Below are 23,659 nucleotides of genomic sequence, written 5' to 3'. Positions count from 1 at the left end.
TCATAGTCGCGAGGTGTCCACCCGTACATGCTCGAAGAAGGGCTTTCGTACCCGTTCAACGGGGACAACGCGCTCGGTCGCATCGTCATCGGCGGACTGCTCGGTTTCGGCAGTATCCTGATCATCCCCGCGTTCGCGCTCATGGGGTATCTGGTCTGGGTGCTCGGTGGCGCCGCCCGCGGGGAGGAGGAGCCGCCGGCGTTCGAGAACTGGGGCGAGATGATCGTCGACGGCCTGAAGGCGACGGCCGTGTCGATCGTCTACGGGATCGTCCCGTTCGTCCTGATGTTCGCGAGCATCTTCGTCGCCGGAAGCGGGAGCGCAACGGGGAGTGAGACGGCGACGGGGGTTCTCGGCGGGATCGGCGTTCTCGGTCTCCTCGTGAGTCTGCTCGCGATGTTCCTGCTCTACTACCTGATCCCCGCGGCGCTGACCAACATGGCGCTGGAGGGGAACTTCGGCGCGGCGTTCGACCTGGGGACGATCAAGCAGGCGATCCTCTCGGTCGACTACCTGATCGCGTGGCTGATCCCGTTCCTGCTCGCCGCGCTGGTCAACGTCGTCGTGTTCGTGCTCGCGATTACGGTCGTGGGACTGGTCGTCGTGCCGTTCATCCAGTTCTACGTGCAGGTCGCGGCGTTCTACATGTTCGGCGCGGCGTTCGGCAAGGTCGTCGACGTCTCCGGCACCGTGGGCGGGACGGAGACCGCCGCCTCGGCGTGACCGGGTAGCCGCGCTCACTTCGCTTCTACGACGATCGTCCCCGCCGCCAGATCCCCGACCCGCTGCCCCCGCTCGGTGAGGACGATCAGCACCGCACCGAGCAGGAAAAACGCCGGTAGCGCGTCGACGACCCGGAGCACGTTCCGGGCGAGCGCGTCGCCGTAGCCGATCGGGTCGCCCTCCTCGTCCACGACCACGAGGCCCACCGCACGCTTGCCGAGCGTCTGGCCGTACGCGCCCTCCGTGTAGACGAAGTACGCCAGCCCGGCGACGACGGTGAACGACTGCAGGACGGCCACGACGGTTCCGACCGCGAGCGTGCCGGTCGGGTCGGCGACCACCACGAACGCGAGCGCGGCGACGAGTCCGGAGAGCATCCCGAACACGGCGCCGATCAGCAGCGCGTCGAGGAGGAAGGCGCCGACGCGCTGGCCGAACGTCTTGGACTCGGTGCCGAGTCGCGGCGCGGGGCGGTCCATGGGGACCCGGTCGGCTGGCGGGACCTTCACCGTTGTGACCCACCCGAGTCAGTGGTCGTGATCGTGACCCCCGGCGTCGACCTCCGGGCCGTGGTGGGCGTACTCCTCGGGCGCCGCCTCGAACGCCTCCCTGCACGTCTTCGAGCAGAAGTAGTACGTGTCGCCGTCGTGGGTCGCGCTCGGGACGTCGTCGTCGACGCGCATCCCGCAGACGGGGTCGCGGTACTGGCCGGGCGCGCCGAGGCCGCGGCGGTAGACGACGGCGAGGAAGCCGACGAGGCCGAACGCGATCAGGTTCAGGCCGAGCGTGTAGTCCACCTCGAAGTAGGACTTCTCGGTCGCGGTCGTCCCGCTCGCGAGGTTCGGGACGATCCCGAGCGCGTCGAACAGAAGCTCCATCAGGAACCCCGTGAACGCCATCGTGACGAAAAACACCGCGAGGATATACAGCATCACTTTCCAGCCGTAGTACTTCCGGTAGACGTTCAGCACGGGCACCGTGATCAGGTCGGCGTAGACGAACGCGATCACGCCCGCGAAGCTGATCCCGCCGCCCCAGAGCGCGACCGCGAACGGGACGTTCCCCATGCTGCCGACGAAGCTGAGCACCGCGATCGCGACGCCCATCACCGCGTTCTCGGCGGTGGCGAACAGCCCGTCGCCCCCGAGGAACAGCGCGTTCCACACCGACTGCGGGACGAACACGATCACGAACCCCGAGATCAGGAAGCCGGCGATCACGTCGGTCCAGATCATCGACCACTCCTTGCGGAACTGGTTGGCCACCTTGTACCAGCCCCCCCACGACCGGAGCTCCTCGCGCCAACCGCCGGCGCCGGCGGTCCGCTGCCTGTACGTCTCCAGACAGCCCTCGGAGCAGAACTGCAGCGTCTCCCCGCCGTCGGTGGTGAGGGTGTGCTCCGGGCTGCCCTCCATGCCGCAGGTGGGGTCCTCGTCGACGCCCGCCGCGCTGTCGCGCTCGTTCAGGCGCTCGCGGACCTCGTCGAAGTGGCTCTCGGGGAGCGTGAGGTGGACCAGCAGCGCCATCACCGCGATCAGCACCAGCCCGCCGAGCAGTTCGGCCGCGAGGAACTCCCAGCCGAGCAGGATCAGGATCATCAGGCCGAGTTCGACGATCAGGTTCGTGGACGCGAACATGAACGCGAGCACGTTCACGACCGCCGCGCCCTTCTTGAACAGCCCCTTCGCGATCGCGACGGCGCCGAAGCTGCAGCCGCTGCTGATCGCGCCGAACACCGTCGCCCTCGTCAGCCCGTTCAGGTCGCCCTCGCCCAGCACGTCGGCCATCCGTTCCTTCGAGACGAACGTCTGGACGAGGCTGGTGACGGTCAGCCCCATGATGATCGCCCACGCTGCCGTCCAGAGGAACCCCACGCCGATCCGGAGCGACTCGAGCACGCCCTCGACGATGGTCGGAGGCATGGGTGAACGATCGGCCGCCTCGTCTATTGCGGTTTCCCTTAGCGAACAACGCACCGACACGGGGGCGGACAGGGCGGCCGTCCGCCGTAGATCGCTGCTCCGCGTCCCGATTCGCTTTCGGTGACGAACTGACGCGGTCTCCTACCCTCGAATCGAAAGGAACCCTGGCCGCCGAACGGCGGTTTCCTAAGAACAAACGTGGTAAATCAGTGTCCCGTACGATCACATATGTCCTCGAACACCGACGGCCAACGGCTCGGGCTGCTGCTGCTCGTCGCCCTCGGCGTCCTCGTCCTGTTCCCCGTGCTGTTCACGGGGTTCGGGATGATGGGCGTCGGCGGGATGATGGGCGTCGGCGGGATGATGGGCGTCGGCGGGATGATGGGCGGAACGTGGGGCCACATGTGGGACGGCGGCGGCGCGATGGGCTGGTTCCCGCTCGTGGGGCTGGTGATGCAGCTGCTGTTCCTGCTCGTCGTGGTCGGCGGCGCCTACCTCCTCTTCCGTGCCGTCGCCGGCGACGGGCGCGACCCCGCGATCGAGGAGCTACGCTCGGCGTACGCCCGCGGCGACCTAAGCGAGGAGGAGTACGAGCGGCGGCGCGAGGCGCTGGAGCGCGACGAGGAGGGGTGATCCGCCGTGGCGAGTCGCCGTCCGCTCCTGCCGTGGCTCGATCGGTACACGACCCTCGGCCTGTACGGCCTCGTGGCGGGCACCGCCCTCTGTCTGCTCGCGCTGTTCACCAACGCCGTCCCGGATCCGTCGTTCCCGTGGGTGACGCTGCCGTCGTCGCTCCGCCTCCCGGTTCGACAGCCCCGTATCGAACACTGGCCGGTGAGCTACACGCTGGGGATCTGGCTGTGGGTGTGCTGCTTCCCGGCGCTCTTTTTCGCGGGCTACCGGCGCTTCCCCGACAGCCTCACCCCGACGTGGTGGCTCGTCGGGCTGCCGACGGCGGCGATGCTGGGGCTGACGACGTACTGTCGGTTCTTCTGGCCGAAGCTCTCCCCGCCGACGTGGAACGCGCCCTCCTACACGCTCGTCTGCTGGCTCTACTGCTCCTCCTACGAGCCGCTCTGGAGCAACGCGGCGTACGCGGTCGCCGGGCTTGGCGTCGTCGCCACCGCCGTCGCCGTCCGTCGCTGGCGTGCGGACACACTCGCGCTCGCGGCGTTCGGCGTGCTGGCGTTCCCGCTGGGACTCCCCTCGCTGTTCGCGGCGTACCGCCGACGGGCGACGCGCTGACCGCGGCCGACGGCCGTCCCCCGTTCACTCCGCGCGGGGTTTGGTGATGTTCTTGACGGGACCGCCACACTCCGGACAGCTGGTCAGCCTGTCGGCGCTGGCGTGATGACCGAGACAATCCGAACATTCGTACAGTTTTTCTCCGCTCCGATACTCGTACGACGAGATTTTCATTGGTACATGTTACCAATGATCGCTATCGGACTTCAATCCTTCGGCGGTGTGAGACGCCGTCGGACCGGCGGTCGCGCTCCCCGTCCCGACCGATCGGGCGGCTCTGCCGACCCGTTAGAGTGAAACCGCCGCCGGGCGAAGCTCCCCGTCATGAGCGCAGATCAGGAGCAACGAACCATCCGCTGTCTCGTCGCCAAAGTCGGGCTGGACGGCCACGACCGCGGCGCCCACGTGATCGCGCGGGCGTTCCGCGACGCCGGTTTCGAGGTCATCTACTCCGGCCTCCACCGCGCGCCCGAGGAGATCGTTCAGGCGGCGGTGCAGGAGGACGTCGACGTGCTCGGGATTTCGATCCTCTCGGGCGCCCACAACACGCTGGTCCCCAAGGTGATCGAGGGGCTGAAGGAGTACGACGCGTTCGACGACACGCTCGTGCTCGTCGGCGGGATCATCCCCGACGAGGACAAGGAGAAACTGCTGGAGATGGGCGTCGCGGAGGTGTTCGGTCCCGGCACGCCGATGGAGGAGACCGTCGAGTTCGTCGAGGAGCACGCGCCCGAGCGATGAACGCGGCCGCAGAGACCGAGCTGGTCGAGGAGCTGCTCGACGGCAAGCACCGCGCGCTGGCCCGCGTGATCTCGAAAGTCGAGGACCGCGCGCCGGGCTACCGCGACATCGTCTCACAGCTCCACGAGCACACCGGCCACGCCGACGTGATCGGCGTCACCGGCTCCCCCGGGGCGGGGAAGTCGACGCTGGTGGACAAGCTCGCGGCGCACTACCGCGACCGCGGGGAGACCGTCGGCGTGATCGCGGTCGACCCCTCCTCGCCGTACACCGGCGGCGCGGTGCTCGGCGACCGCATCCGGATGGCGAGCAACGTCGGCGACATGGACGTGTTCTTCCGCTCGATGTCCGCCCGCGGCACGCTCGGCGGGCTCTCGACGGCCACCTCCGACGCAATCAAGGCGCTCGACGCGTTCGGCAAGGACCGCATCATCGTCGAGACCGTCGGCGCCGGACAGAACGAGGTCGACATCGTCCGCACCGCCGACACCGTGGTCGTACTGGTCCAGCCCGGCTCGGGCGACGACGTACAGATGCTCAAGGCGGGCATCCTCGAGATCGGCGACATCTTCGTCGTCAACAAGGCCGACATGGACGGGGCGAGCCGCACCGTCGCGGATCTGGAGGAGATGCTCCACATGGAGCGCGATCCGACCGCGAAGCTGAACACCGGCGGCTTCGAGAAGCCCGACCACCCCGACGAGGACGACCTGACCGTCGGCGGGGGCGACGCGGACGAGCCTGAGGAGGATGTCTGGGAGCCGATGGTGCTCGAGACGGTCGCGAAGTCCGGCGAGGGCGTCGAGGAGCTGATCGGGACGCTCGACGACCACTCGGCGTGGCTCGACGACACCGGCCGCCGGGAAGCGAAGGCCAAGCAGCGCTACGCGGCCGAGATCCGGCAGCTCCTCCGGGCCGACGTGGCGGACCTGATCGACGACGAACTCGACCGACGCGGCGGCGTCGAGGCGATGGCCGAACGCGTGGTCGATCGCGAGACGGATCCCTACACGGTCGCCGACGACGTGCTCGGCCCGATCGAGGACTGTGTCGACGGGCAGCGGGAGTAGGAAGTAAGTCGACGGTTTCGTTGGAGTTCGTGAGACGAGTCGGATTTTGCTTCGGTGGGTCTTTCGACAGCAATAACGTCTCGATCTTTGGCAACTGAGACAGCGACAGCAACTCGTTCGTAGCCCACTTGCGACCGCAGTGCGCCGGGCATGAAGCCCGGCGCGGTACCGAGTCCCCACCCCTCCCTCCGCGGCCGCCGACCGCTGGCGGCCGCGAGGCGTCCACCGCGACCGTACCGCTGTGGCGGTCGGCGCGAAGCAGGAGCGCCCCTCGTGGGCGCGACTAGCGCGAGGGACGAACGAGCGAACAGACGTGAGCGAGTGAGTCGGCTGGGGAGGTCTGTGGACTGTGCGGGGCGGTGCGGTCACAAGTGGTCATGCTCACTCCGCGTTCGTGTTTGCGGTCGAAACAGCGAACACGTACCGACGACGAGCGCGGTGTCAGTCATGGGTAGAACTGTGACGCCGTCGCAAAAACACGCGCTCCGCGGCAGTCGAGGGATTACTCCGGGGTCGACACGCGCTCGCGGAGCCACTCGATCCCCTCGGCGACGGTGTCGGGATCGCTCCCGGTGACTTTCAGGCGGTTCGTCCCTTCGCTGGAGGGGTAGCTGCCGACAACGAGGTCGAACCGCTCGCGGAACTCGGCGAGCGTGTCGGTCAGCGAGCCTTCCGGCGCGGTCGTCGCGAGCGTCTCGCTCACCGCGTCGCCGCCGAACTCCTCGGCCACGAGGTCGAACATCGCCTCGAACTCCGCGGGCGGGCCGGGGAACACGTAGACGTTCTCGATGGCGGCGCCCGGGCAGAGCCCAACGGGGTTGAGCAGGGGTCGCGCACCGGCGGGGGTCGCCCCCCACGCCGCGAGATCGAGTTCGACCGTCTCGGAGTCGAGTTCGTCGGGATCCACCCCCTCGTAGTCGGCCATGTACTCGATCAGGTCCGCTCGGACCTCGTCTTCGAGCACCAGTTCGCGACCGAACGCGTCGGCGACGGCGTCCATCGTCACGTCGTCGTGGGTGCCGCCGAGGCCGCCGCCGACGATCACGGCGTCGAACTCGCGGCGCCAGTCGTCGACGGTCTCCGTGATTAGCTCGCGGTCGTCGGGGATCGTGAGCATCCGGGCGACGGTCGCGCCGCGTTCGTGCAGCCGGCGGGCGAGCCGCTCGGCGTTGGTGTTCCGTGTGTCGCCGGCGAGGATCTCGTCGCCGACGGTGACGATAGCCACCTCCATGCGCGAACGGAGGGCAGCCAGCCCCCTGAGTGGTTCGACACCGGCGTGGGATCACGGGAGCTATGGCCGCCGACCGTCCAGTCGCGGGTATGGCGTGGTACCTCCTGCTCGCTGCGGGGCTGTTCGAGGTGGCGTGGGCGATCGGACTGGAGTATTCGGAGGGGCTGACGAAGCCGATCCCGACTGCCGGCACCGTGATCGCGCTCGTCGCGTCGATGGTCCTGCTCGCGAAGGCGGTCGAGCAGCTACCGGTCGGGACCGCCTACGCCGTCTGGACCGGGATCGGCGCGGTCGGGACGGCGCTGTTGGGGATCGCGCTGTTCGACGAGCCGGCGACGGCCTCGCGGCTGGCGTTCATCGGCGTGATCGTCGTGGGGATCGTCGGACTCCACGCGGTGTCGACCTGAAAAAAGTTCGAGAGGATCGCGATCGCTCAGTAGGACTTCGCGAAGTAGGCGGTCTCGTCGGCGTCGTCGCCACAGACCGCACACTCGGCGTCGCCGGCGAGCACGTCGTCGTGGTGTTTCTCCTCGTCGTCGGGGAACGGCACCATCACGATCTCGGCGGCCATCTGCTCGGAGATCTCCTCCTCGCAGGCCTCGTCGCCACACCACGGCGTCCGGACGTAGCCCCCGTGCTGGCCGAGCGTGCCGAGGATGCCCGCGCGGTCGTCGGCGTCGCGGACGTTCTCCTCGATGTTCTCCTCGGCGGCGGCGAACAGCTTGGCGTAGACGGTGTCGAGTTCGTCACGGACCGACTCGGCGACGCCGTCGCGGTCGAGCGTGACCTCCTCGCCGTCGGGACGGTGGACCGCCGTGATCTCGCCGTCCTCGACCTCGTGGGGACCGATCTCGAAGCGGACGGGGACGCCCTTCAGCTCCCACTCGTTGAACTTGAACCCGGGGTTGCGCTCGTCGCGGTCGTCGAGTTCGACGCGGACGCCGGCGTCCTCGAGGTCGTCGGCGACCTCTTCGGCGTAGTCGATGACTTCGTCCTTGGTGTCGGACTGGTAGATGGGGACGATCACGACCTGCTCGGGCGCGAGCGTCGGGGGGAGGACGAGACCCTGCTCGTCGGAGTGGGTCATGATCAGCGCGCCCAGCGAGCGCCAGGAGAACCCCCACGAGGTCGTGTGGGCGACGCGCTCCTCCTCGTCCTCGTCGCTGTAGGTGATGTCGAACGCCTCCGCGAACGACTGGCCGAGGTGGTGGGAGGTCGCGCCCTGCACCGACTTCCCGTCGGGCATCAGCGCCTCGACGGTCGTCGTCGTGTCCGCGCCGGGGAACTTGTCGTGGTCGGGCTTCTGCCCGCGCATCACCGGGATCGCGAGCACGTCCTCGTACACCTCCTCGTACTGGTCGAGGCGGGTCAGGGTCTCCTCCCACGCCTCCTCGTCGGTCTCGTGGGCGGTGTGGCCCTCCTGCCAGAGGAACTCCTTGGTGCGGAAGAACGGCTTCGTCTCTGTCGCCTCCCAGCGCACGACGGAGGCCCACTGATTGACTCGGAGGGGGAGGTCACGGTGGCTCCGGATCCACTGGGACATGTACGGCGCGATGATCGACTCGGAGGTCGGCCGGACCGCGAGGCGCTCCTCGAGCTCGTCGTGGCCGCCGTGGGTGACCCACGCGACTTCGGGGTCGAACCCCTCGACGATGTCCTTCTCGCGTTCGAGGTAGGATTCCGGGATGAACAGCGGGAAGTAGGCGTTCTGGACGCCGGTGTCCTTGAACCGGGCGTCGAGTTCCCCCTGTACTCGCTCCCAGAGGCCGTACGCCCGCGGGCGGGCGACGATGAACCCGGACATCCCCTCCGGGCCGTAGTTGGTCAGCCCCGCCTTCCGGCAGACTTCGGCGTACCAGTCGCCGGTGGCGTACTCCTTGGACTCGGTGATCCCGAGCGTCTGGTCGTCGTCGTCGCTCATACGCCGACGAAGTGGTGGTCGCGGCTTAAAACGTCCGAAGCCACCGTCAGCGCTCGCCGGGGAACGTCACGCCCGTCTCGACGGTCACCTCCCGCGGCTCGCCGTCCTCGTAGACGAACCGCCCGCGGAACGTCCCGCCGTCGAGCACGACGGGCAGCCACTCGCGGTCGGTCGCCCACATCTCGGCGAACGGGAGGTCGTCGACGGGGAACCACCGCGGATCGGCCTCCTCGGTCTCCTCGGGCGTGCCCGCGTACTCGGTCGCGCGGAACACGTGGACGAGGGCGTCCCAGTCGTCCGAGCGGTAGACGAACTCCCCGGCCTTCTCGGGGTCGAGCACGTCGATCCCGACCTCCTCGCGAACCTCCCGAACCACGCACTCCCGCGGAGTCTCACCGTCCTCGACTTTCCCGCCGGGACCGACCCACTGCCCGCTGCCGACGCCGCGTTTCTTGTGGATGAGGAGAGTCTCGTCGTCGCCGGCCGGCTGTTCGTCGCCGGCCGCACCTGCGACGAGGTGACACAGCGTCGCCGCGGGCAGTTCCTCGACGGGATCGTCTTCGAACACGCTCGCGGGCTTCGCCGCCCGAGGAAAAAGCATGTTGCCACCAGCCACGCTCGCGGTTTGGGAAGGCTTTTACTACCGCGCGGAGATACCTCCGTGTAAGCGGGTTCTCGCTGTACTTTCCCGCGCGGCAACACCGGAGAGAATCACCGCCACTCTCGCGTCGGGCAACGCAGTCGACGCGAGCGTCTTCGACACATGAGTCAAGTAGATACGCAACTCGAGGAGTTGAAAAGTGAAATCGAGGCAGAGATCCCCTCTACGATCTCCATCACTGACGTGAAATACGAGGGGCCGGAGCTGGTGGTCTACACCCGCGACCCCAAGGAGTTCGCCGGCGACGGCAACCTGGTCCGCCAGCTCGCCTCCAAGCTTCGCAAGCGCATCACGGTCCGCCCGGACCCCGACGTGCTCTCCCGACCCGGCGAGGCGCGTGAGAAAGTCATGGACGTGATCCCGGAGGAGGCCGGCGTGGAGGATCTGGACTTCCACGAGGACACCGGCGAGGTCGTCATCGAGGCCGAGAAGCCCGGCATGGTCATCGGCCGCCACGGCTCCACGCTCCGGGAGATTACCCGCGAAGTGGGCTGGACCCCCGAGGTCGTCCGCACGCCGCCGATCGAGTCCTCCACCGTCTCCAACGTCCGGAACTTCCTCAAGCAGGAGCGCCAGGAGCGCCGCGAGATCCTCGAACGCGTCGGCCGGCAGATCCACCGCGAGGAGATGGCCGACGAGCAGTGGGTCCGGATCACCACGCTTGGCTGCTGTCGCGAGGTCGGCCGCGCCGCGTTCATCCTCAACACCGCGGAGACGCGCGTGCTGGTCGACTGCGGCGACAAGCCTGGCGCCGAGGGCGAGGTGCCGTACCTCCAGATCCCCGAGGCGCTCGGTGCCGGCGCCCAGAACCTCGACGCGGTCGTGCTCACCCACGCCCACCTCGACCACTCCGCGCTGATCCCCCTCCTCTTCAAGTACGGCTACGACGGCCCGATCTACTGTACGGAGCCGACGCGGGACCTGATGGGGCTGCTCACGCTCGACTACCTCGACGTGGCCGCCAAGGAGGGCCGGACGCCGCCGTACGACTCCGCGCAGGTACGCGAGGCGATCAAGCACTGCATCCCGCTGGAGTACGGCGACGTGACCGACATCGCGCCCGACCTCAAGCTCACGTTCCACAACGCGGGCCACATCCTCGGCTCGGCCGTCTCCCACTTCCACGTCGGCGACGGCCTCTACAACGTCGCGTTCTCCGGCGACATCCACTACGACGACACCCGGCTGTTCAACGGCGCGGTCAACGACTTCCCCCGCGTCGAGGCGCTGGTGATGGAGTCCACCTACGGTGGTCGGAACGACTACCAGACCGATCAGGAGGACTCCGAGCGCCGGCTGATCGAGGTGATCAACGAGGCTCACGAGAAAGGCGGGAAGGTGTTGATCCCCGCCTTCGCTGTCGGGCGGTCACAGGAGATCATGCTCGTCATCGAGGAGGCGATGCGCACCGGGAAGATCCCGGAGATGCCGGTCCACCTCGACGGGATGATCTGGGAGGCGACCGCGATCCACACCACCTACCCCGAGTACCTGCGTGACGACCTGCAGGACCGCATCTTCCACGAGGACGAGAACCCGTTCCTCGCCGACCAGTTCAACCACATCGACGGCGGCGAGGACGAGCGACAGGAGGTCGTCGACGAAGGCCCGTCGATCATCCTCTCCACCTCCGGGATGGTGACCGGCGGCCCGATCATGTCGTGGCTGCGCCACCTCGGCAGCGATCAGGACTCCACGCTCACCTTCGTCGGCTATCAGGCCCAGGGGACGCTCGGCCGGCGTATCCAGAACGGCTGGGACGAGATCCCCGTCTCGGACTTCGGCTCGAACCGCGACGGCCGGGGCTCGAAGCTGACCCTGAAGATGGACGTCGAGACCGTCGACGGCTTCTCCGGTCACGCCGACCGCGAGGGGTTGATGAACTTTGTCCGGAACATGAGCCCGCGCCCGGAGAAGGTGCTCTGTGTCCACGGCGACGAGAGCTCCGTGCAGGACTTCTCCTCGGCGCTGTACCACGAGTTCAACATGCGCACGTTCGCGCCGAAGAACCTCGAGACGTTCCGGTTCAAGTGAACCGTTTTTGCGGGGACATGTCCTCGGCGGCGTAGCCGCCTGCGGCCAGACCCCCGCAAAACCCGTTCATGCAAAAACGCTCGTTCGTCCTCCGGACTCACTCGCGCCGAAGAACCTCGAGACGTTCCGATTCAAGTAGTGATCGTCGGGGGCGTCGAGTTTCGGGTGAGAGTCGAAACCTGTTCCACCAGAAGAACTTTACTGTGGGCACTGTTCACGAGCGACTGGATCGACGATGGATCTACGACGAGTCACGATCACGTTACTGGTCGTCGTGATGTTGATAACCGTCACGGCGGGGAACGCTGCCGCGACCGGAAACCTAGAGGCCGGTGGCGGGGAGACCGAGGAGGAAGCCACCCACACGAGTCCGCCGAACGACACGGCCGACTACAGCGGCCCGGTGATGGGGTTCGGTCTGAAGGGCGGGGCTGGTGCCCTCGCTGCGTGATAGTCCACCGACGTACCACCCCTCCGGCGCGATCGGTTAATCGTCGGTGACGACCGCCGCCGGATCCACCACGTCGCCGGAGAGTTCGTCGACGCCCACTTGGTCGCAGTACTCCACCAGCGGGCAGGCCTCCGGGCCGTCCAGACACGCCGGCTCGCGGGCGGTGCAGTACTCCCGGCCGAACTGGATCATCGCGGTGTGACCGAAGCCACACTTCTCCCCGGGGACGGCCGCCTCGATCGCCTGCCGCACCTGCTCGTGGTCCGCGTCCGCGGGCGCGAGGCCCATCCGCCGTGCGATCCGGTGGACGTGGGTGTCGACGGGGAATACGCCGTTGCGACCCCCGGAGAACAGCAGCACGCAGTCGGCCGTCTTCGGTCCGACGCCCTTCATCTCCAAGAGCGTCTCCCGGACTTGGTCGGGGTCGCCGGACTTCACGAACTCGTCGAAGCCGTCGGCGCCGCCGTACTCCTCGACGACGCGTCCGGCGAGGCGGACGATGGTCTCGGACTTCTGGTTGTAGAGGCCGGCCGAAGAGATGGTCTCGGCGAGTTCGTCCTGTGCGGCGCCGGCGAGCGACTCGGCGAGGTCGATCCCGTCGCCGCCGTACCGGCTCATCAGGCTGTCGTGGGCCGGCTGGCTGGCCTTGTCGCTGGTGTTCTGGCTCAGGATCGTCCGGACGAGACACTCGAAGCCGTCGCGGCCGCCGTAGGCCTTCTGCCAGTACATCTCCCCAAGTTCGTCGACGACCGCTTCCGCCCGACTGGCCGGCTCGCCGTCGTCGACGGCCGTGACCGCTTCCCCACCGCCGTCCGGGCCGCCGCTGATGTTTCTCGACGGCTCGTCCGCGCGCTCCTCGGCGTCGTCGCTCATACCGAATTGTTCGGACGGGCGACCAAAAACTGCGCGCCGAACGCCGTCAGTTCCCGCCGGAGTCGACGGTCAGCGTCAGCGTCAACGCCGCGCCGTCGGCCAGCGCGTCGATCAGCTCCCGGTCCAGATCCGCGGCGGCGCCGTCGGCGCCGACGAACACGGTCCGGTCGTCGACGTAGTCGCTCGTTCTGCCCACGAGGCTGCGGTCGCCCTCGAACGTGAGTTCGGGGTCGCCGCGGCCGGTTATCGTGTCCGTCAGCGTCTCGTCCCCGGCCTCGACCGCGAACTCGGCGGTGATCGTCGCCTCGCTCGACTGGCAGGCGGCGACGAACGCGTCGTCGAAGTCGGCGGGAGTCCCGTCGGCCTCGACGCCGACGATGCAGTCGCCGGCGGGGGTGAGCCAGTCGTCGGTGGTCACCTCGACGGTGCTCCCGTGCTCGCCGGTGACGTTCTCGTGGCCCTGCGCGGTGATCCGTTCGACGTGGGTCGTCCCGCGGTCGGTCGCGTCCGCGTCGTTCATGTGTCGCCGTCGGCGACGCCCCGGGAAGTGTTTGCCGGACCGACCTGTCGGGGGTGTGCGAGTGCGTGACGGGCGGTAGAGGCCGTGTGACGCAATTACACCCGCGAACCACCGAAGAATTTAACTACGCTACTACCATACTCTCAGGTACCAGAACGCCTCCGGCGCTGGTGGCACCGCACGCAGAATGATCGGGAACTCTTATCCACGATTTACTGCGGTCCCACGAGCGTCCGCTGTGTCCGGAGGGCGGATGGTACAGAGGTTCGATTAGCATGGTAACGAAACAGGACGTACTCGAGAAGTACGACATCGAAGCACTGAGTGAAGAAGACAACGTCGACCTCCCCGAGGAGAAGCTGGAGAACGGCTCGAAGGGCGAGCTGATCAAGCTCGCCGGCCAGCTCCGGGATCGACGGAACGACCTGAACCAGATCGCCTCCGAGCGCGCCTCCAAGCGCGACGACCTGAACGCGGAGACCCGCGAGAAGGTCGACGAGGCACAGGAGCACCGCGAGAAGCGCGACGAGCTCAACGAGCAGGTTCAGGAGCACAAGGAGAAGCGAAACGAGCTCAACGCCGACGCGAACGAGCTGTTCGACGAGGTCGAGGAGATGAAGGAGGACCTCGAACTCGACGACGGCAAGGACGCCGAGGAGCTCCGCGAGGAGATCGAGGACCTCGAGTTCAAACAGCAGACCGAAGTGCTCTCCGCCGAGGAGGAGCGCGAACTCATCGAGAAGATCGAGGACAAGCGCGAGCAGCTCGCCGAGCGCGAGGAGAAGGTCGACCAGAGCGACGAGCTCGAGGAGAAGATCGAGAAGGCCGAGGAGGTCCGCTCGGAGGCCAGCCAGCACCACCAGAAGGTCACGGAGCTGGCGGACAAGGCCCAGGAGCACCACAACGAGATGATCGAGGCCTACCGCGAGGCCGACGAGATCCGCGACGAGGCCGACGAGATGCACGAGCTGTTCGTCGAGGCCCAGGAGGCGGCCGACCGCCACCACGAGGACTTCGTGCGCGTCCAGAAGCGCCTGCGCGAACTCGACAAGGAGGAAGAGGAAGAGCGCAAGGACGAGCGCGAGCAGAAGATGGAAGAGGAGAAGGAAGAGGCCGAGGAGATCTACCAGAAGTTCAAGGAAGGCGAGACCCTCGACACCGAGGACCTGATGAAGCTGCAGAAGACCGGCCTGCTGTAACTTTCCGGAGAATCGCTTCCGTTTTTCGACCCCACGACGAGCCGCCAGCGGCGACGCCGTCGCCGTCGTTTCGGCCATCCTTTTTGTAGCACCGCGCCGCAGTAGCGCCCATGACCGACACGAACGACCGACTGGGACGGTTCCTCCTCGTCGCCGGCGGCACGCTGGTCGCGCTGGTGGCGGCGTGGCTGCTGTTCGTCGAGTTCGCGGCGGACCTCGCGGACCTGCTCGGGATCCTGCTCGCGTTCGCCGTCGCGGCCGGCGCCGTCCGCATGTTGTCCGGTATCGCCGGGAGCCAGTTCCCGCCGTACAACGTCGCGGAGGTCGGCGTCGAGGGGCCGATCACCCGCGACGGCGGCGGCAACAACCCCATCCCGACGGGGCCGGTGGGCGCGACCGCCGACGAGATCGCCGACCAGATCGACCGGGCCGACGACGACCCCGCGGTCGACGCGCTGCTGGTCAAGCTCAACACCCCCGGCGGCGAGGTGGTCCCGAGCGAGGACATCCGCAACGCCGTCGAGCGGTTCGACGGTCCGACGATCGCCTACGCGACCGACGTGTGTGCCAGCGGCGGCTACTGGATCGCCTCGGGCTGTGACGAGATCTGGGCGCGCGAGCCGTCGATCGTCGGCTCGATCGGCGTGATCGGCTCCCGGCCGAACGTCGCCGACCTCGCCGACCGGCTGGGAGTCAGCTACGAGCAGTTCACCGCCGGCGAGTACAAGGACGCCGGCACGCCGCTGAAGGAGATCGACGACGACGAACGCGAGTACCTCCAGAGCCTGATCGACGGGCTGTACGACCGCTTCGTCGACCGCGTCGCCGAGGGCCGGGAGCTGAGCGAGGGCGAGATCCGGGACACCGAGGCCCGGATCTACCTGGGCACCGAGGCGGCGGAGATGGGCCTCGTCGACGAGATCGGCACCCGCGAGGACGTGACCGACAGCCTCGAGGAGCAGCTCGGGGAGGAGGTCTCCGTCCAGGAGTTCGAACCGCAGCGCGGCCCGCTCGCCCGCGTCGGCATGGGCGCGCGCTCGGTCGCGTACGCCTTCGGCGCCGGGCTCGCCAGCCGCGTCACCGGCGAGGACGGCGGGCTCGACTTCCGCTTTCGGGCGTGATCGCGGCTACCTCGATCGGGGGTTCGCGTGATCCCGTGGGGTCGACCCGAAGCTTAACGTCGCGGCGCCCGTCCCTCCGGCCGTGAGCACGCTGGTCCTCTGTGTGGACCGCTCGAACGATGTCGGCGCCAAGACGGGCGCGGCGATGCCCGTCGCCGGCTGGGAGGCGGTGCGCTCGCTCGTGACCGACGTGGGGCTCGCCGACCCCGAGGACGCGAGCGTCAACTGCCTGCTCGAAGCCCTCCGTGTCACGCGCGAGTTGACCGACGGCGGCGACGACGCCACCGTCGCGGTGGTCTCCGGCGGCGCCGACTCGCGAGTGAATGCCGACCGCGCGATCGCCCGACAGATCGACGAGCTGATCGAGCGCTACGCCCCCGACTCCGCGATCGTCGTCGTCGACAGCGCCGAGGACGAGCGCGTGGTCCCGATCGTCGAGTCCCGCGTGGGCGTCGACAGCGTCGACCGCGTCGTCGTCCGGCAGGCCCGCGACATCGAGTCGACGTACTACCTGCTCAAACAGTTCCTCGGCGACGAGGAGATGCGCGAGACGGTGCTCGTGCCGCTCGGCGTCGCCCTGCTCGTCCTGCCCGCGCTCGCGATCCAGTTCTCGCCACAGATCGCGATGGCCGGGCTGGCGTCGCTGCTCGGCGCGGTGCTGCTGTACAAGGGGCTCGCGATCGACGACCGGCTGGAGAACACGCCCGAACAGGTGCGCGAGGCGCTGTACTCCGGGCAGGTGTCCGTCGTCACCTACGCCGTCGGGGCCGGGCTGGCGCTTGTCGGCGCGTTCCTCGGCGGGCTCTCGGCGACGGAGGCCAGCTCCGAGCCGGTCCTGATCCAGTTCGTGCTGTTCGTCTACGACGCGGTGCCGTGGCTGGCGCTGGCGGCGCTGACCGCCTCCGCCGGCCGGCTGGTCGACGAACGTATCCGGGACGACGGGCTCTCCTCGCCGGTGTTGAACCTCCCCTTCGGCGTCGTCGCGGTCGGGCTGGTGATCCGCGGCTTCGCGGGCTACTTCCTCGAACAGCAGACGGACGTTCCCAACCTGACGCTGTCGCTGTGGGTCACCGAGATCACGTTCGAGCCGGGCCAGCGCTTGGTCGGATTCATCGTCGCCGGCATCGTCGTTTCGTTGATCGGTGTGCGGGTGGCGTCCCACGTCACCGACGAGGTCGAGGAGGAGAGCGTCGCCGAGGAGTCGGAACTCGAACAGTCTTAGAACTGGCCGGCGCTGCCGGAGGCGCTCGACCCATCCTGCTGCGGGCGGATCACGTCCGCCAGCGCGACCACGCCGCCGAGCAGCCAGCCCAGCGGGACGGCGATCCCGAACCACATCGCGACGTATGCCGGCCCCTCGAGGGCGAACCGGCTCCGGATCATCTCGTTCAGCCCGCCCACGGTGAGCACGTTGTCGAGGATCCAGATCGCGAGGTTGGTGCTGCCGGTGAGCACGCCGGCCAGCGCCGGCGAGTAGAGCGCGGCCACGACCGGCGGGAGGAACAGCGCGGTCGTCGCGGCGGGGTAGGCAAACAGGACGCTCGTCAGGCGCCCGCCGCGGCGGGAGAACACGACCGCCAGCCCGGCGGAGACGGTCGCGACCCCGCCCGCGGCGGCCACGGCGACCAGCCCGTCAGTCGAGAACTGCCGGACCCACGCGCCGACGGTCAACAGCCCCCACGCCACGGCGGCGACGAGGACGACGCCGACGATCCCCAGCCGGGTGGTCGCGGAGTCGAGCTTGCCGGCGTAGTACCGCGTCGCGAAGCCGAGCAGGAGGAGCGGGTAGCCGATCACCACGAGCGGGATCCCCAGTGCGGCCCAAGCGTAGTAAGCGGCCTTCTGGCCGCCGGTCTCCGGCTCCCAGCGGCCGAGCACGCTACTGGGGTCGAGCTGTCGGGGAAACACCAGCTCCATCCACGTCGCGTGGAGGCGGGCGACGTCGATGCGGATGGCGTCGATCAGTCCGGTTCGCTGCCCTTGCATTGGGCGAGTAGAGCAGTCCCGCCGAGGTGAAAGTTGCGGTGCGAACGACGGGCGTCAGACGACAGTTCTCCGACAGTTCAGCGGTTCCACGGGCCGAAATCCGGATCGACCATCCGCCGACCCTCCTCGAGCTCGTCGATCGCTTCGAGTTCGCCTTCGTTGAGCTGGAGCGACAGCGACGCCCAGTTGTCGTGGAGGTGTGCCTCGCTGGAGGCCTTCGGAATCGCGGTGACCCCCTGCTCGCGGAGCCACGCGAGGCTCACCTGTGCCTCGCTGACGTTGTGGCTGCCGGCGATGTCGCTGATCACTTCGTGGCCGAACACCTCGCCGCGGGCCAGCGGGGAGTACGCGACCGGCTCGATGCCGTGTTCCACGGTCGCCTCGCGGACCACCTCCTGCTGGAGTAGCGGGTGGCACTCGAACTGGTGGGCGAAGATGTCGTGGTCGGCCGCCGCCTGCGCTTCCTCGATCTGCTCGGGCTCGAAGTTGGAGATGCCGATGCGCTCGGTGACCCCCTCCTCGACCAGTTCGTCGAACGCGCGGAACGTCTCGGCGGGGTCGTACGCCTCCGCCGGCCAGTGGACGTACAGCAGGTCGACGGAGTCGACGCCGAGGTTGTCGACGGCGTCGTAGGCGGCGTCGATCGCATCGTCGTACCCCAGATCGGAGTTCCAGATCTTCGTCGCGAGGAAGATATCCTCCCGGTCGACGTCGCTGCGGGCGATCCCGTCGCCGACCAGGTGTTCGTTGCCGTACGCCTGCGCGGTGTCGACGTGGCGGTACCCCATCTCCAGGGCGGTCGCGACCGCCTCGGGACAGGTCTGTTCGTCGGTCAGCTCCCACGTCCCCATGCCGAGCATCGGCATGCCGCTGGCACGCGGACAGTCCTCGGCCGTCGCTATCTCGTCGCCGGTAGGCGTTTCGCTCATGTGTTCGAACAGTGGTTCTTCGGAGGAAAAGCCGTTGCGGCCGGGGCACTCTCGCCCCCCGGCGCGTTCGACGACGGCGCGACGGCCGCAGTCGGTTGCGCGTCGTCGTCGGTTCCCCTACTCGCTGAACCGCTCGCGCGCGAACTTCGCGAGCAGCGGCACGTCGCTGAGGTGGAGCAGCTTCCGCATCGCGCCCACGTCGCCGGCGTTGACCTTCGCGAGCGTCTCCTCCTCGGTGTCGTTCAGGTCGGCCATCAGCGTGTCGTACCGTGAGTTCGGCGCGAGGTAGAGGAGTTCGGTCATCAGCAGCCGCTCGCGGGCCCGCGGGGCGACCTCGCTGTGCCAGAGCTTGTTGTACACCGCCATCGCCGACGCCGAGGTGTCGGGCTCCTCCGGCGTGAGACAGCGGTCGGCGGTCGTCGCGGCCGCGCGGCCGGACTGCATCCCCTTGTGGATCCCCTCGCCCCAGAGCGGGTCGATGCTTGGGACGGTGTCGCCGATCGCCATGAAGCTGTCAGTGCTGAGCTCGCCCGGCGTCTGGATGTGGGCGGAGCCGCGGTGGACCTTCCCCTCGATGCGCTCGGCGTCCTCGAATCGGGGGTCGGTGTCGAGCCAGTACTGGAGGTAGTCGTCGATCCCCATCCCCTCCTTCCCGTGGCGCTGGTGGCTCTCGTTCTGGATGTAGCAGATCCCGACCTTCGCCTCGTCGCCGCCGGTGTGGAAGATCCACGAGTAGCCGCCGGGCGCGAGGTCGTGGTCGAGCCGCAGCATCATCGAGTCGGTCAGGTCGGCGTAGTCGGGGTGGTCGATCTCGACGCCTTCGAGTTCGTACTCGACGCCGATGGCCTGCTTCCCGCGTTTGAGGTCGCTGACGCCCAGATCCTTCGCCAGCGGCGCCGCGGGACCGGTGGCGTCGACGACGATGTCGGCGTACACCTCCTCGTCGCCGTTGTAGCGCACGCCGACGGGGGTGCCGTCCTCCGTGATCGGCCGGGAGACGCGGGCGTCGAACCACACCTCCGCGCCCTTCTCTCTGGCGTCGGCGACCATCCACTGCTTGAACTCGGCGAACTCCAGCACGGCGCCGGGCTGGTTCTGGACGTAGTGGCGGTTCGGCGACTCCAGCACCACGTCGTCGGTGTAGTTCATCACCACGTCGTCGGGGACGCCGAAGGCGGACATCATCGACGGGAACGTGCCGGCGGTCGACTTGTTGCTCTGACGCGGGAACTCGTCCTCCGGTTCGGTCTCGAGGAGGACGACGTCGTAGCCTCGCTGGGCGAGGTCGCGGGCACACTGTGCGCCCGCGGGTCCCGCCCCCGCGATGACCACGTCAAAACGGTCGGACATGGACACACGAAACGCCGTGTCCGTAATGAGTGTTGCTAACTCCGTAGCGAATCCTGCGAGTCCGTCCCGTACTCCGTGGTTTCCGTCGGCTCGCGGGGGTCGGAACGGGACGGAGGAGCGATGCGATCGGCGGCGGAAAAACGGGGCCGTGGCGGTTCAGTAGAACTCGCGGACGAGATCCGTCGCGTCCTCGGGGGCGCCGTCGGGGATCTCGGTCATGTCCTCGGTGACGCCGTGGGCCTCGTGGTAGGGGACGGAGTCCTCGTCCTGATAGAGGATCCCCTGGTACTCGCCGTCGGGATCCATGATGCGGTCCTTGGCCTCGTCGAAGTCAGTCGGGTCGTGGTCGGTCTCCGCCAGATCGGTGAGGTTGTCGCGGAAGTAGTCGTACGTGTCCGTGTCGTTGAACGTGACACACGGCGAGAACACGTTGACGAACCCGAACCCGTCGTGTTCGATGGCCTCCTGCACCAGTTCGGCGTGGCGCTGGGAGTCAGAGGCGAACGACTGGGCGATGAACGTCCCGCCCGCCGACAGCGCGAGCGCGAGGGGGTTGACCGGCGGCTGCTTCGGCCCCTCGGGCGTCGTCGCCGTCTCGAAGTCCTCGCGGCTCGTCGGCGAGGCCTGCCCCTTGGTGAGGCCGTAGATGCGGTTGTCCATCACGACGTACGTCATGTCGACGTTCCGGCGCACCGCGTGGACGAAGTGGCCGGCGCCGATCGAGTAGCCGTCGCCGTCGCCGCCCGCGACCATCACTTCGAGGTCGGGGTTGGCCATCTTCACGCCCGTGCCGACGGGCAGCGCCCGACCGTGGACGCCGTGGAGCGCGTAGCTGTGCATGTACGTGCCGATCTTGCCCGAACAGCCGATGCCGGCGACGACGAACGTGTTGTCGGGGTCGTTCCCCGTGTTCGCCAGCGCCTTCATCATGCCGTTCATCGTCCCGAAGTCACCGCAACCGGGACACCAGGTGGGCTGCTTGTCGGATTTGAAGTCGATGAATCGAGTCTCGCTGCTCATTGGAGCACCTCCGTGATCTCGTCGGCGAGTTCGTCCGCTTTGAACCCGACGCCGTTGTACTTGTTCACCCGATCCACGCGCTGGAGCGTGTCGTGCTCCAGCACGTCCGCGAACTGCCCGGTCGCGTTACACTCGACGACGACGACCTGTTCGGCCTGCTCGAACGCGTCGGTGAGGTCCGGCCGCGGGAACAGGTACGGCACCGAGAGGAACCGGAAGTCCGGGTCGTCCTCGCCCATCAGGTCCATCGCCTCGACGATGGTCCCCTCGTTCGACCCCCACGAGACGACGAGGTTGTCGGCGTCGGCGTTGCCGAACTCCCGCGGACTCCAGTCCTCGCGCTCTCGGGCGGTCTCGACCTTACGTTGGCGCTTGTCGACCTGCTCGACGCGGATCTCCGTGTCCTCGGTCCGCCGGCCGAGCTCGTTGTGTTCGAGCCCGGTGGACATGTGGGCGCCGTCGGTCGTCCCCGGCTTCGCGCGCGGGCTGATGCCGTCCTCGGTGGCGGCGTGGGCGCGGAAGCGCCCCTCGTCGTCGAGCCACTCGTCGATCTCGTCCTCGTCGACGAGCTTCCCGCGGTCGATCTCGACCTCGTCCATGTCGAACGCCTCGGGCGGGAACGTCTGCTCGGTGACCGCCATCTCGAGGTCCGACACCAGGTAGACGGGGGTCTGGTACTTCTCGGCGAGGTTGAACGCCTCGACGGTCTTCCAGAAGCACTCCGAGATCGTCGTCGGCGCGAGCACGAACCGCGGGATCTCGCCGTGGCCGCCGAACAGCGTCATGTCGAGGTCGCCCTGCTCCTGCTTGGTCGGCATCCCCGTCGAGGGACCCGAGCGCATCACGTCACAGATCACCAGCGGCGTCTCGCTCTGGGCCACCAGCCCGAACGTCTCGGACATCAGGTCGATCCCGGGGCCGGAGGTGGCGGTCATCGACCGCGCACCCGCGCGGGCCGCGCCCAGCGCCATGTTGATCGCCGAGAGCTCGTCCTCGGCCTGCACGACGTGGCCGCCGTAGTGCTCGAGGCGCCCGGTCAGGTACTCCATCACGTCGGTCGCCGGCGTGATCGGGTAGCCCGAGTAGAACCGGCAGCCGGCGGCGATGGCGCCCATCCCGATCGCCTCGTCGCCGTTGATCAGGACGTAGTCCTCGTCGGTCGTCTCCAGTTCGTACTCGAACTCGGTGCTCTCGGCCTCGTAGTTGTCGCCGACGTACTCCGCGCCGAGTTCGGCGGCGGTCTTGTTGTTCTCGACGATCGACTGGCCCTTGTCGCTGAAGCGCTTCTCCAGCGAGGACGCGAGGTGCTCGATCGGGAAGTCAGTGACCTCGCAGGCGGCCCCCAGTGCGACGATGTTGCGCATGATGGCGCCGCCGGCCTCCTCCGCCAGCGACTTGAGGGGGACGTCCATCCCGACCATTTCGTCGGGGATCTCGAGGTCCTGCATCGACGTGCGCTCGCCGTCGTAGATGATCACCGACCCCTCGTGGAGTTCGTCGATGTTCTCGTCGACGGTGCGCTGGGTCAGCGCGATCAGCACGTCGAGGCGGTCGACCGTACTCTCCACCTGGTCGATCGAGGTCCGAACCTTGTACGCCGTGTACCCACCCCGGATACGTGAAGCGAAGTCCTTAGAGGTGAACACGTGTCGCCCGGCCCGGGAGAGCGCTCTCGCGAAGATCTTCCCGGTGGAGTCGATGCCATCGCCGGCCTCCCCGCCGATGGCCCAGTTGAAGTCCGCAGGCATACTGGCACGAACTACCAACGGCCCGCGCAAAAACCTTCTGAAGCGTCCGGTCAGTCGGTCAGTTACGACCGTGTACAACCCGGCGAAACTGACCGTTCGTTCCCCCGACTCCCGGAGTCGCGAAGGAAAGCGGCTTTAGCGCGGCGGCGAAAGCCGCGGTATGGACGCGACTGTCGTCGGCCGCGAGTCGGTCGGCCCGAACACGTTCACGCTCACGTTCGACACGCCCGAGGGGTTCGAGGGACTCGCCGGCCAGTTCGTTCGGCTCTCCGGCGAGATCGACGGCGAGGAGTACGCCCGGTTCTACACGCTCTCCTCGCCGGGTACCGGCGAGACGTTCGAGATCACCGTCGAAGTCGCCCCGGAGAGCGGCCCCTTCAGTGACTACCTCGCGGCGCTCCAGTCGGGCGACGAGGTCGAAGTCACCGGCCCCTTCGGCGACGACTACTACGAGGGCGAGGGGCGGGCGGTCGTGCTCGCGGGCGGGCCGGGGATCGGCGCCGCCGTCGCGATCGCGGAGGCCGCCGTCGAGAACGACGCCGAGGCCGCGGTGGTGTACCGCTACGAGGGCGAGCCGGCTCACGAGGCCCGCCTCGACGCGCTCGTCGACGCCGGCGCGGACGTGACGCTGCTTGGCGAGGACGACGCCGAGTTCGAGCGGGCAGTCGATTCGGTCGTGACCGGCGCGGACGAGGAAGGCGTGTTCGTCTACGGCTTCGCCGACTTCGTCGAGGCGGCGACCGACGCGATCGAGGCCGCCGGCGGTGATGCTGAGGGGGCGAAAGTCGAGAGCTTCGGGTAGGACCAGCCGCGGCTGTGTAAGGCGGTCACTGCGCACGAAGTTCGAGGGATGTAGCGTACTCGCGACAGTATTTCTTCCCGCCAGTAGCTCCGACCGCAACAGCAACTCGATG

25 protein-coding genes are annotated in these 23,659 nt (G+C 68.0%); 12 read left to right on the top strand and 13 right to left on the bottom strand.

Annotated elements, in window-relative coordinates; all coding sequences use genetic code 11:
* Positions 1 to 27 precede the first annotated feature (27 nt).
* On the top strand, positions 28 to 723 hold the full coding sequence (locus tag ACYQZ5_RS09115) for a DUF4013 domain-containing protein (RefSeq protein WP_379731222.1): 696 nt from the start codon (positions 28 to 30) through the stop codon (positions 721 to 723).
* A gap of 14 nt (positions 724 to 737) precedes the next feature.
* Here the strand turns inward: ACYQZ5_RS09115 and ACYQZ5_RS09110 are convergent, their stop codons facing one another.
* Both ACYQZ5_RS09110 and ACYQZ5_RS09105 read right to left on the bottom strand, forming a co-directional pair.
* Positions 738 to 1,202: an RDD family protein gene (locus ACYQZ5_RS09110; protein ID WP_379731223.1), complete on the bottom strand. Its 465-nt coding sequence runs from the start codon at positions 1,200 to 1,202 to the stop codon at positions 738 to 740.
* 48 nt (positions 1,203 to 1,250) lie between these two features.
* Positions 1,251 to 2,645 carry a permease gene (locus ACYQZ5_RS09105; protein ID WP_379731224.1) on the bottom strand — a complete coding sequence of 465 codons (1,395 nt, stop codon included), beginning with the start codon at positions 2,643 to 2,645 and terminating at the stop codon, positions 1,251 to 1,253.
* 228 nt (positions 2,646 to 2,873) lie between these two features.
* Here ACYQZ5_RS09105 and ACYQZ5_RS09100 point away from each other — a divergent pair, with 228 nt between their 5' ends.
* Entirely contained in the window at positions 2,874 to 3,278 is a 405-nt protein-coding gene (locus tag ACYQZ5_RS09100) for an SHOCT domain-containing protein (RefSeq protein ID WP_379731225.1), read from the top strand.
* 6 nt (positions 3,279 to 3,284) lie between these two features.
* Positions 3,285 to 3,890, top strand: a complete 606-nt coding sequence (locus ACYQZ5_RS09095) for a hypothetical protein (protein ID WP_379731226.1) — start codon at positions 3,285 to 3,287, stop codon at positions 3,888 to 3,890.
* Between the two features lie 24 nt (positions 3,891 to 3,914).
* On the opposite strand, the gene ACYQZ5_RS09090 is transcribed toward ACYQZ5_RS09095, so the two are convergent.
* Positions 3,915 to 4,064, bottom strand: coding sequence for a rubrerythrin-like domain-containing protein (locus tag ACYQZ5_RS09090; protein ID WP_379731227.1), 150 nt, complete (start codon positions 4,062 to 4,064; stop codon positions 3,915 to 3,917).
* Positions 4,065 to 4,214: 150 nt separating this feature from the next.
* On the opposite strand from ACYQZ5_RS09090, the gene ACYQZ5_RS09085 reads away from it, so the two are divergent.
* Together ACYQZ5_RS09085 and meaB are read left to right on the top strand one after the other, a co-directional pair.
* A complete protein-coding gene (locus tag ACYQZ5_RS09085; RefSeq protein ID WP_379731228.1) occupies positions 4,215 to 4,631 on the top strand; it encodes a cobalamin B12-binding domain-containing protein in 417 nt (138 codons plus the stop codon).
* Positions 4,628 to 5,701, top strand: coding sequence for a methylmalonyl Co-A mutase-associated GTPase MeaB (meaB, locus tag ACYQZ5_RS09080; RefSeq protein WP_379731229.1), 1,074 nt, complete (start codon positions 4,628 to 4,630; stop codon positions 5,699 to 5,701). The genes ACYQZ5_RS09085 and meaB overlap by 4 nt, the downstream gene beginning before the upstream one ends.
* Positions 5,702 to 6,203: 502 nt before the next feature.
* Here meaB and ACYQZ5_RS09075 read toward each other — a convergent pair.
* Positions 6,204 to 6,932: a competence/damage-inducible protein A gene (locus ACYQZ5_RS09075; protein ID WP_379731069.1), complete on the bottom strand. Its 729-nt coding sequence runs from the start codon at positions 6,930 to 6,932 to the stop codon at positions 6,204 to 6,206.
* An 89-nt stretch (positions 6,933 to 7,021) separates the two neighbouring features.
* Between ACYQZ5_RS09075 and ACYQZ5_RS09070 the strand changes: the two genes are divergently transcribed.
* Positions 7,022 to 7,339 carry a DMT family transporter gene (locus ACYQZ5_RS09070; protein WP_379731068.1) on the top strand — a complete coding sequence of 106 codons (318 nt, stop codon included), beginning with the start codon at positions 7,022 to 7,024 and terminating at the stop codon, positions 7,337 to 7,339.
* Positions 7,340 to 7,365: 26 nt separating this feature from the next.
* Here the strand turns inward: ACYQZ5_RS09070 and proS are convergent, their stop codons facing one another.
* Together proS and ACYQZ5_RS09060 are read right to left on the bottom strand one after the other, a co-directional pair.
* Positions 7,366 to 8,853, bottom strand: coding sequence for a proline--tRNA ligase (proS, locus tag ACYQZ5_RS09065; RefSeq protein WP_379731067.1), 1,488 nt, complete (start codon positions 8,851 to 8,853; stop codon positions 7,366 to 7,368).
* Between the two features lie 46 nt (positions 8,854 to 8,899).
* Positions 8,900 to 9,421 (bottom strand): 8-oxo-dGTP diphosphatase, encoded by a 522-nt coding sequence (locus tag ACYQZ5_RS09060; protein ID WP_379731066.1) that lies wholly within the window; start codon positions 9,419 to 9,421, stop codon positions 8,900 to 8,902.
* A gap of 195 nt (positions 9,422 to 9,616) precedes the next feature.
* Between ACYQZ5_RS09060 and ACYQZ5_RS09055 the strand changes: the two genes are divergently transcribed.
* Together ACYQZ5_RS09055 and ACYQZ5_RS09050 are read left to right on the top strand one after the other, a co-directional pair.
* Positions 9,617 to 11,548, top strand: coding sequence for a beta-CASP ribonuclease aCPSF1 (locus ACYQZ5_RS09055; protein ID WP_379731065.1), 1,932 nt, complete (start codon positions 9,617 to 9,619; stop codon positions 11,546 to 11,548).
* A 235-nt stretch (positions 11,549 to 11,783) separates the two neighbouring features.
* The gene (locus ACYQZ5_RS09050) at positions 11,784 to 11,999 is read left to right on the top strand and encodes a hypothetical protein (RefSeq protein ID WP_379731064.1); all 216 of its coding nucleotides are present in this window, start codon (positions 11,784 to 11,786) and stop codon (positions 11,997 to 11,999) included.
* Between the two features lie 36 nt (positions 12,000 to 12,035).
* On the opposite strand, the gene ACYQZ5_RS09045 is transcribed toward ACYQZ5_RS09050, so the two are convergent.
* Both ACYQZ5_RS09045 and ACYQZ5_RS09040 read right to left on the bottom strand, forming a co-directional pair.
* Complete coding sequence (locus ACYQZ5_RS09045) at positions 12,036 to 12,872, bottom strand: endonuclease III domain-containing protein (RefSeq protein ID WP_379731063.1); 837 nt, start codon at positions 12,870 to 12,872, stop codon at positions 12,036 to 12,038.
* A gap of 46 nt (positions 12,873 to 12,918) precedes the next feature.
* Positions 12,919 to 13,392, bottom strand: a complete 474-nt coding sequence (locus ACYQZ5_RS09040) for a DUF371 domain-containing protein (RefSeq protein WP_379731062.1) — start codon at positions 13,390 to 13,392, stop codon at positions 12,919 to 12,921.
* A gap of 275 nt (positions 13,393 to 13,667) precedes the next feature.
* Between ACYQZ5_RS09040 and ACYQZ5_RS09035 the strand changes: the two genes are divergently transcribed.
* The 3 genes from ACYQZ5_RS09035 (at position 13,668) to ACYQZ5_RS09025 (ending at position 16,934) form a co-directional block, all read left to right on the top strand.
* Positions 13,668 to 14,591, top strand: a complete 924-nt coding sequence (locus ACYQZ5_RS09035) for a coiled-coil protein (RefSeq protein WP_379731061.1) — start codon at positions 13,668 to 13,670, stop codon at positions 14,589 to 14,591.
* A 110-nt stretch (positions 14,592 to 14,701) separates the two neighbouring features.
* Positions 14,702 to 15,712, top strand: a complete 1,011-nt coding sequence (gene sppA, locus ACYQZ5_RS09030; protein WP_379818262.1) for a signal peptide peptidase SppA — start codon at positions 14,702 to 14,704, stop codon at positions 15,710 to 15,712.
* Positions 15,713 to 15,794: 82 nt separating this feature from the next.
* Positions 15,795 to 16,934, top strand: a complete 1,140-nt coding sequence (locus ACYQZ5_RS09025; protein ID WP_379731181.1) for a DUF373 family protein — start codon at positions 15,795 to 15,797, stop codon at positions 16,932 to 16,934.
* Here ACYQZ5_RS09025 and ACYQZ5_RS09020 read toward each other — a convergent pair.
* From ACYQZ5_RS09020 to ACYQZ5_RS09000, 5 genes are all read right to left on the bottom strand, one after another.
* On the bottom strand, positions 16,931 to 17,698 hold the full coding sequence (locus ACYQZ5_RS09020) for a hypothetical protein (protein ID WP_459845910.1): 768 nt from the start codon (positions 17,696 to 17,698) through the stop codon (positions 16,931 to 16,933). The two genes, ACYQZ5_RS09025 and ACYQZ5_RS09020, sit on opposite strands and share 4 nt — an antisense overlap.
* 77 nt (positions 17,699 to 17,775) lie before the next feature.
* Complete coding sequence (locus ACYQZ5_RS09015; RefSeq protein WP_379731179.1) at positions 17,776 to 18,627, bottom strand: aldo/keto reductase; 852 nt, start codon at positions 18,625 to 18,627, stop codon at positions 17,776 to 17,778.
* 117 nt (positions 18,628 to 18,744) lie between these two features.
* The gene (locus ACYQZ5_RS09010) at positions 18,745 to 19,977 is read right to left on the bottom strand and encodes a digeranylgeranylglycerophospholipid reductase (RefSeq protein WP_379731178.1); all 1,233 of its coding nucleotides are present in this window, start codon (positions 19,975 to 19,977) and stop codon (positions 18,745 to 18,747) included.
* 156 nt (positions 19,978 to 20,133) lie between these two features.
* Positions 20,134 to 20,997 (bottom strand): 2-oxoacid:ferredoxin oxidoreductase subunit beta, encoded by an 864-nt coding sequence (locus ACYQZ5_RS09005; RefSeq protein WP_379731177.1) that lies wholly within the window; start codon positions 20,995 to 20,997, stop codon positions 20,134 to 20,136.
* Positions 20,994 to 22,745 carry a 2-oxoacid:acceptor oxidoreductase subunit alpha gene (locus ACYQZ5_RS09000; RefSeq protein ID WP_379731176.1) on the bottom strand — a complete coding sequence of 584 codons (1,752 nt, stop codon included), beginning with the start codon at positions 22,743 to 22,745 and terminating at the stop codon, positions 20,994 to 20,996. The genes ACYQZ5_RS09005 and ACYQZ5_RS09000 overlap by 4 nt, the downstream gene beginning before the upstream one ends.
* A 160-nt stretch (positions 22,746 to 22,905) precedes the next feature.
* Here ACYQZ5_RS09000 and ACYQZ5_RS08995 point away from each other — a divergent pair, with 160 nt between their 5' ends.
* Positions 22,906 to 23,547: an FAD-dependent oxidoreductase gene (locus tag ACYQZ5_RS08995; protein ID WP_459845907.1), complete on the top strand. Its 642-nt coding sequence runs from the start codon at positions 22,906 to 22,908 to the stop codon at positions 23,545 to 23,547.
* Positions 23,548 to 23,659 lie beyond the last annotated feature (112 nt).

The organism is Halolamina salina, assembly GCF_054653455.1.
This window is presented reverse-complemented; position numbering and strand designations above follow the sequence as displayed.

Coding starts and splice junctions, on each gene's coding strand:
- ACYQZ5_RS09105 (WP_379731224.1), bottom strand. CDS start 2,645: ATGCCTCCGACCATCGTCGAGGGCGTGCTCGAGTCGCTCCGGATCGGC.
- ACYQZ5_RS09115 (WP_379731222.1), top strand. CDS start 28: ATGCTCGAAGAAGGGCTTTCGTACCCGTTCAACGGGGACAACGCGCTC.
- ACYQZ5_RS09085 (WP_379731228.1), top strand. CDS start 4,215: ATGAGCGCAGATCAGGAGCAACGAACCATCCGCTGTCTCGTCGCCAAA.
- proS (WP_379731067.1), bottom strand. CDS start 8,853: ATGAGCGACGACGACGACCAGACGCTCGGGATCACCGAGTCCAAGGAG.
- ACYQZ5_RS09000 (WP_379731176.1), bottom strand. CDS start 22,745: ATGCCTGCGGACTTCAACTGGGCCATCGGCGGGGAGGCCGGCGATGGC.
- ACYQZ5_RS09045 (WP_379731063.1), bottom strand. CDS start 12,872: ATGAGCGACGACGCCGAGGAGCGCGCGGACGAGCCGTCGAGAAACATC.
- ACYQZ5_RS09075 (WP_379731069.1), bottom strand. CDS start 6,932: ATGGAGGTGGCTATCGTCACCGTCGGCGACGAGATCCTCGCCGGCGAC.
- meaB (WP_379731229.1), top strand. CDS start 4,628: ATGAACGCGGCCGCAGAGACCGAGCTGGTCGAGGAGCTGCTCGACGGC.
- ACYQZ5_RS09010 (WP_379731178.1), bottom strand. CDS start 19,977: ATGTCCGACCGTTTTGACGTGGTCATCGCGGGGGCGGGACCCGCGGGC.
- ACYQZ5_RS09035 (WP_379731061.1), top strand. CDS start 13,668: ATGGTAACGAAACAGGACGTACTCGAGAAGTACGACATCGAAGCACTG.
- ACYQZ5_RS09070 (WP_379731068.1), top strand. CDS start 7,022: ATGGCGTGGTACCTCCTGCTCGCTGCGGGGCTGTTCGAGGTGGCGTGG.
- ACYQZ5_RS09040 (WP_379731062.1), bottom strand. CDS start 13,392: ATGAACGACGCGGACGCGACCGACCGCGGGACGACCCACGTCGAACGG.
- sppA (WP_379818262.1), top strand. CDS start 14,702: ATGACCGACACGAACGACCGACTGGGACGGTTCCTCCTCGTCGCCGGC.
- ACYQZ5_RS09050 (WP_379731064.1), top strand. CDS start 11,784: ATGGATCTACGACGAGTCACGATCACGTTACTGGTCGTCGTGATGTTG.
- ACYQZ5_RS08995 (WP_459845907.1), top strand. CDS start 22,906: ATGGACGCGACTGTCGTCGGCCGCGAGTCGGTCGGCCCGAACACGTTC.
- ACYQZ5_RS09090 (WP_379731227.1), bottom strand. CDS start 4,064: ATGAAAATCTCGTCGTACGAGTATCGGAGCGGAGAAAAACTGTACGAA.
- ACYQZ5_RS09055 (WP_379731065.1), top strand. CDS start 9,617: ATGAGTCAAGTAGATACGCAACTCGAGGAGTTGAAAAGTGAAATCGAG.
- ACYQZ5_RS09015 (WP_379731179.1), bottom strand. CDS start 18,627: ATGAGCGAAACGCCTACCGGCGACGAGATAGCGACGGCCGAGGACTGT.
- ACYQZ5_RS09110 (WP_379731223.1), bottom strand. CDS start 1,202: ATGGACCGCCCCGCGCCGCGACTCGGCACCGAGTCCAAGACGTTCGGC.
- ACYQZ5_RS09005 (WP_379731177.1), bottom strand. CDS start 20,997: ATGAGCAGCGAGACTCGATTCATCGACTTCAAATCCGACAAGCAGCCC.
- ACYQZ5_RS09100 (WP_379731225.1), top strand. CDS start 2,874: ATGTCCTCGAACACCGACGGCCAACGGCTCGGGCTGCTGCTGCTCGTC.
- ACYQZ5_RS09020 (WP_459845910.1), bottom strand. CDS start 17,698: ATGCAAGGGCAGCGAACCGGACTGATCGACGCCATCCGCATCGACGTC.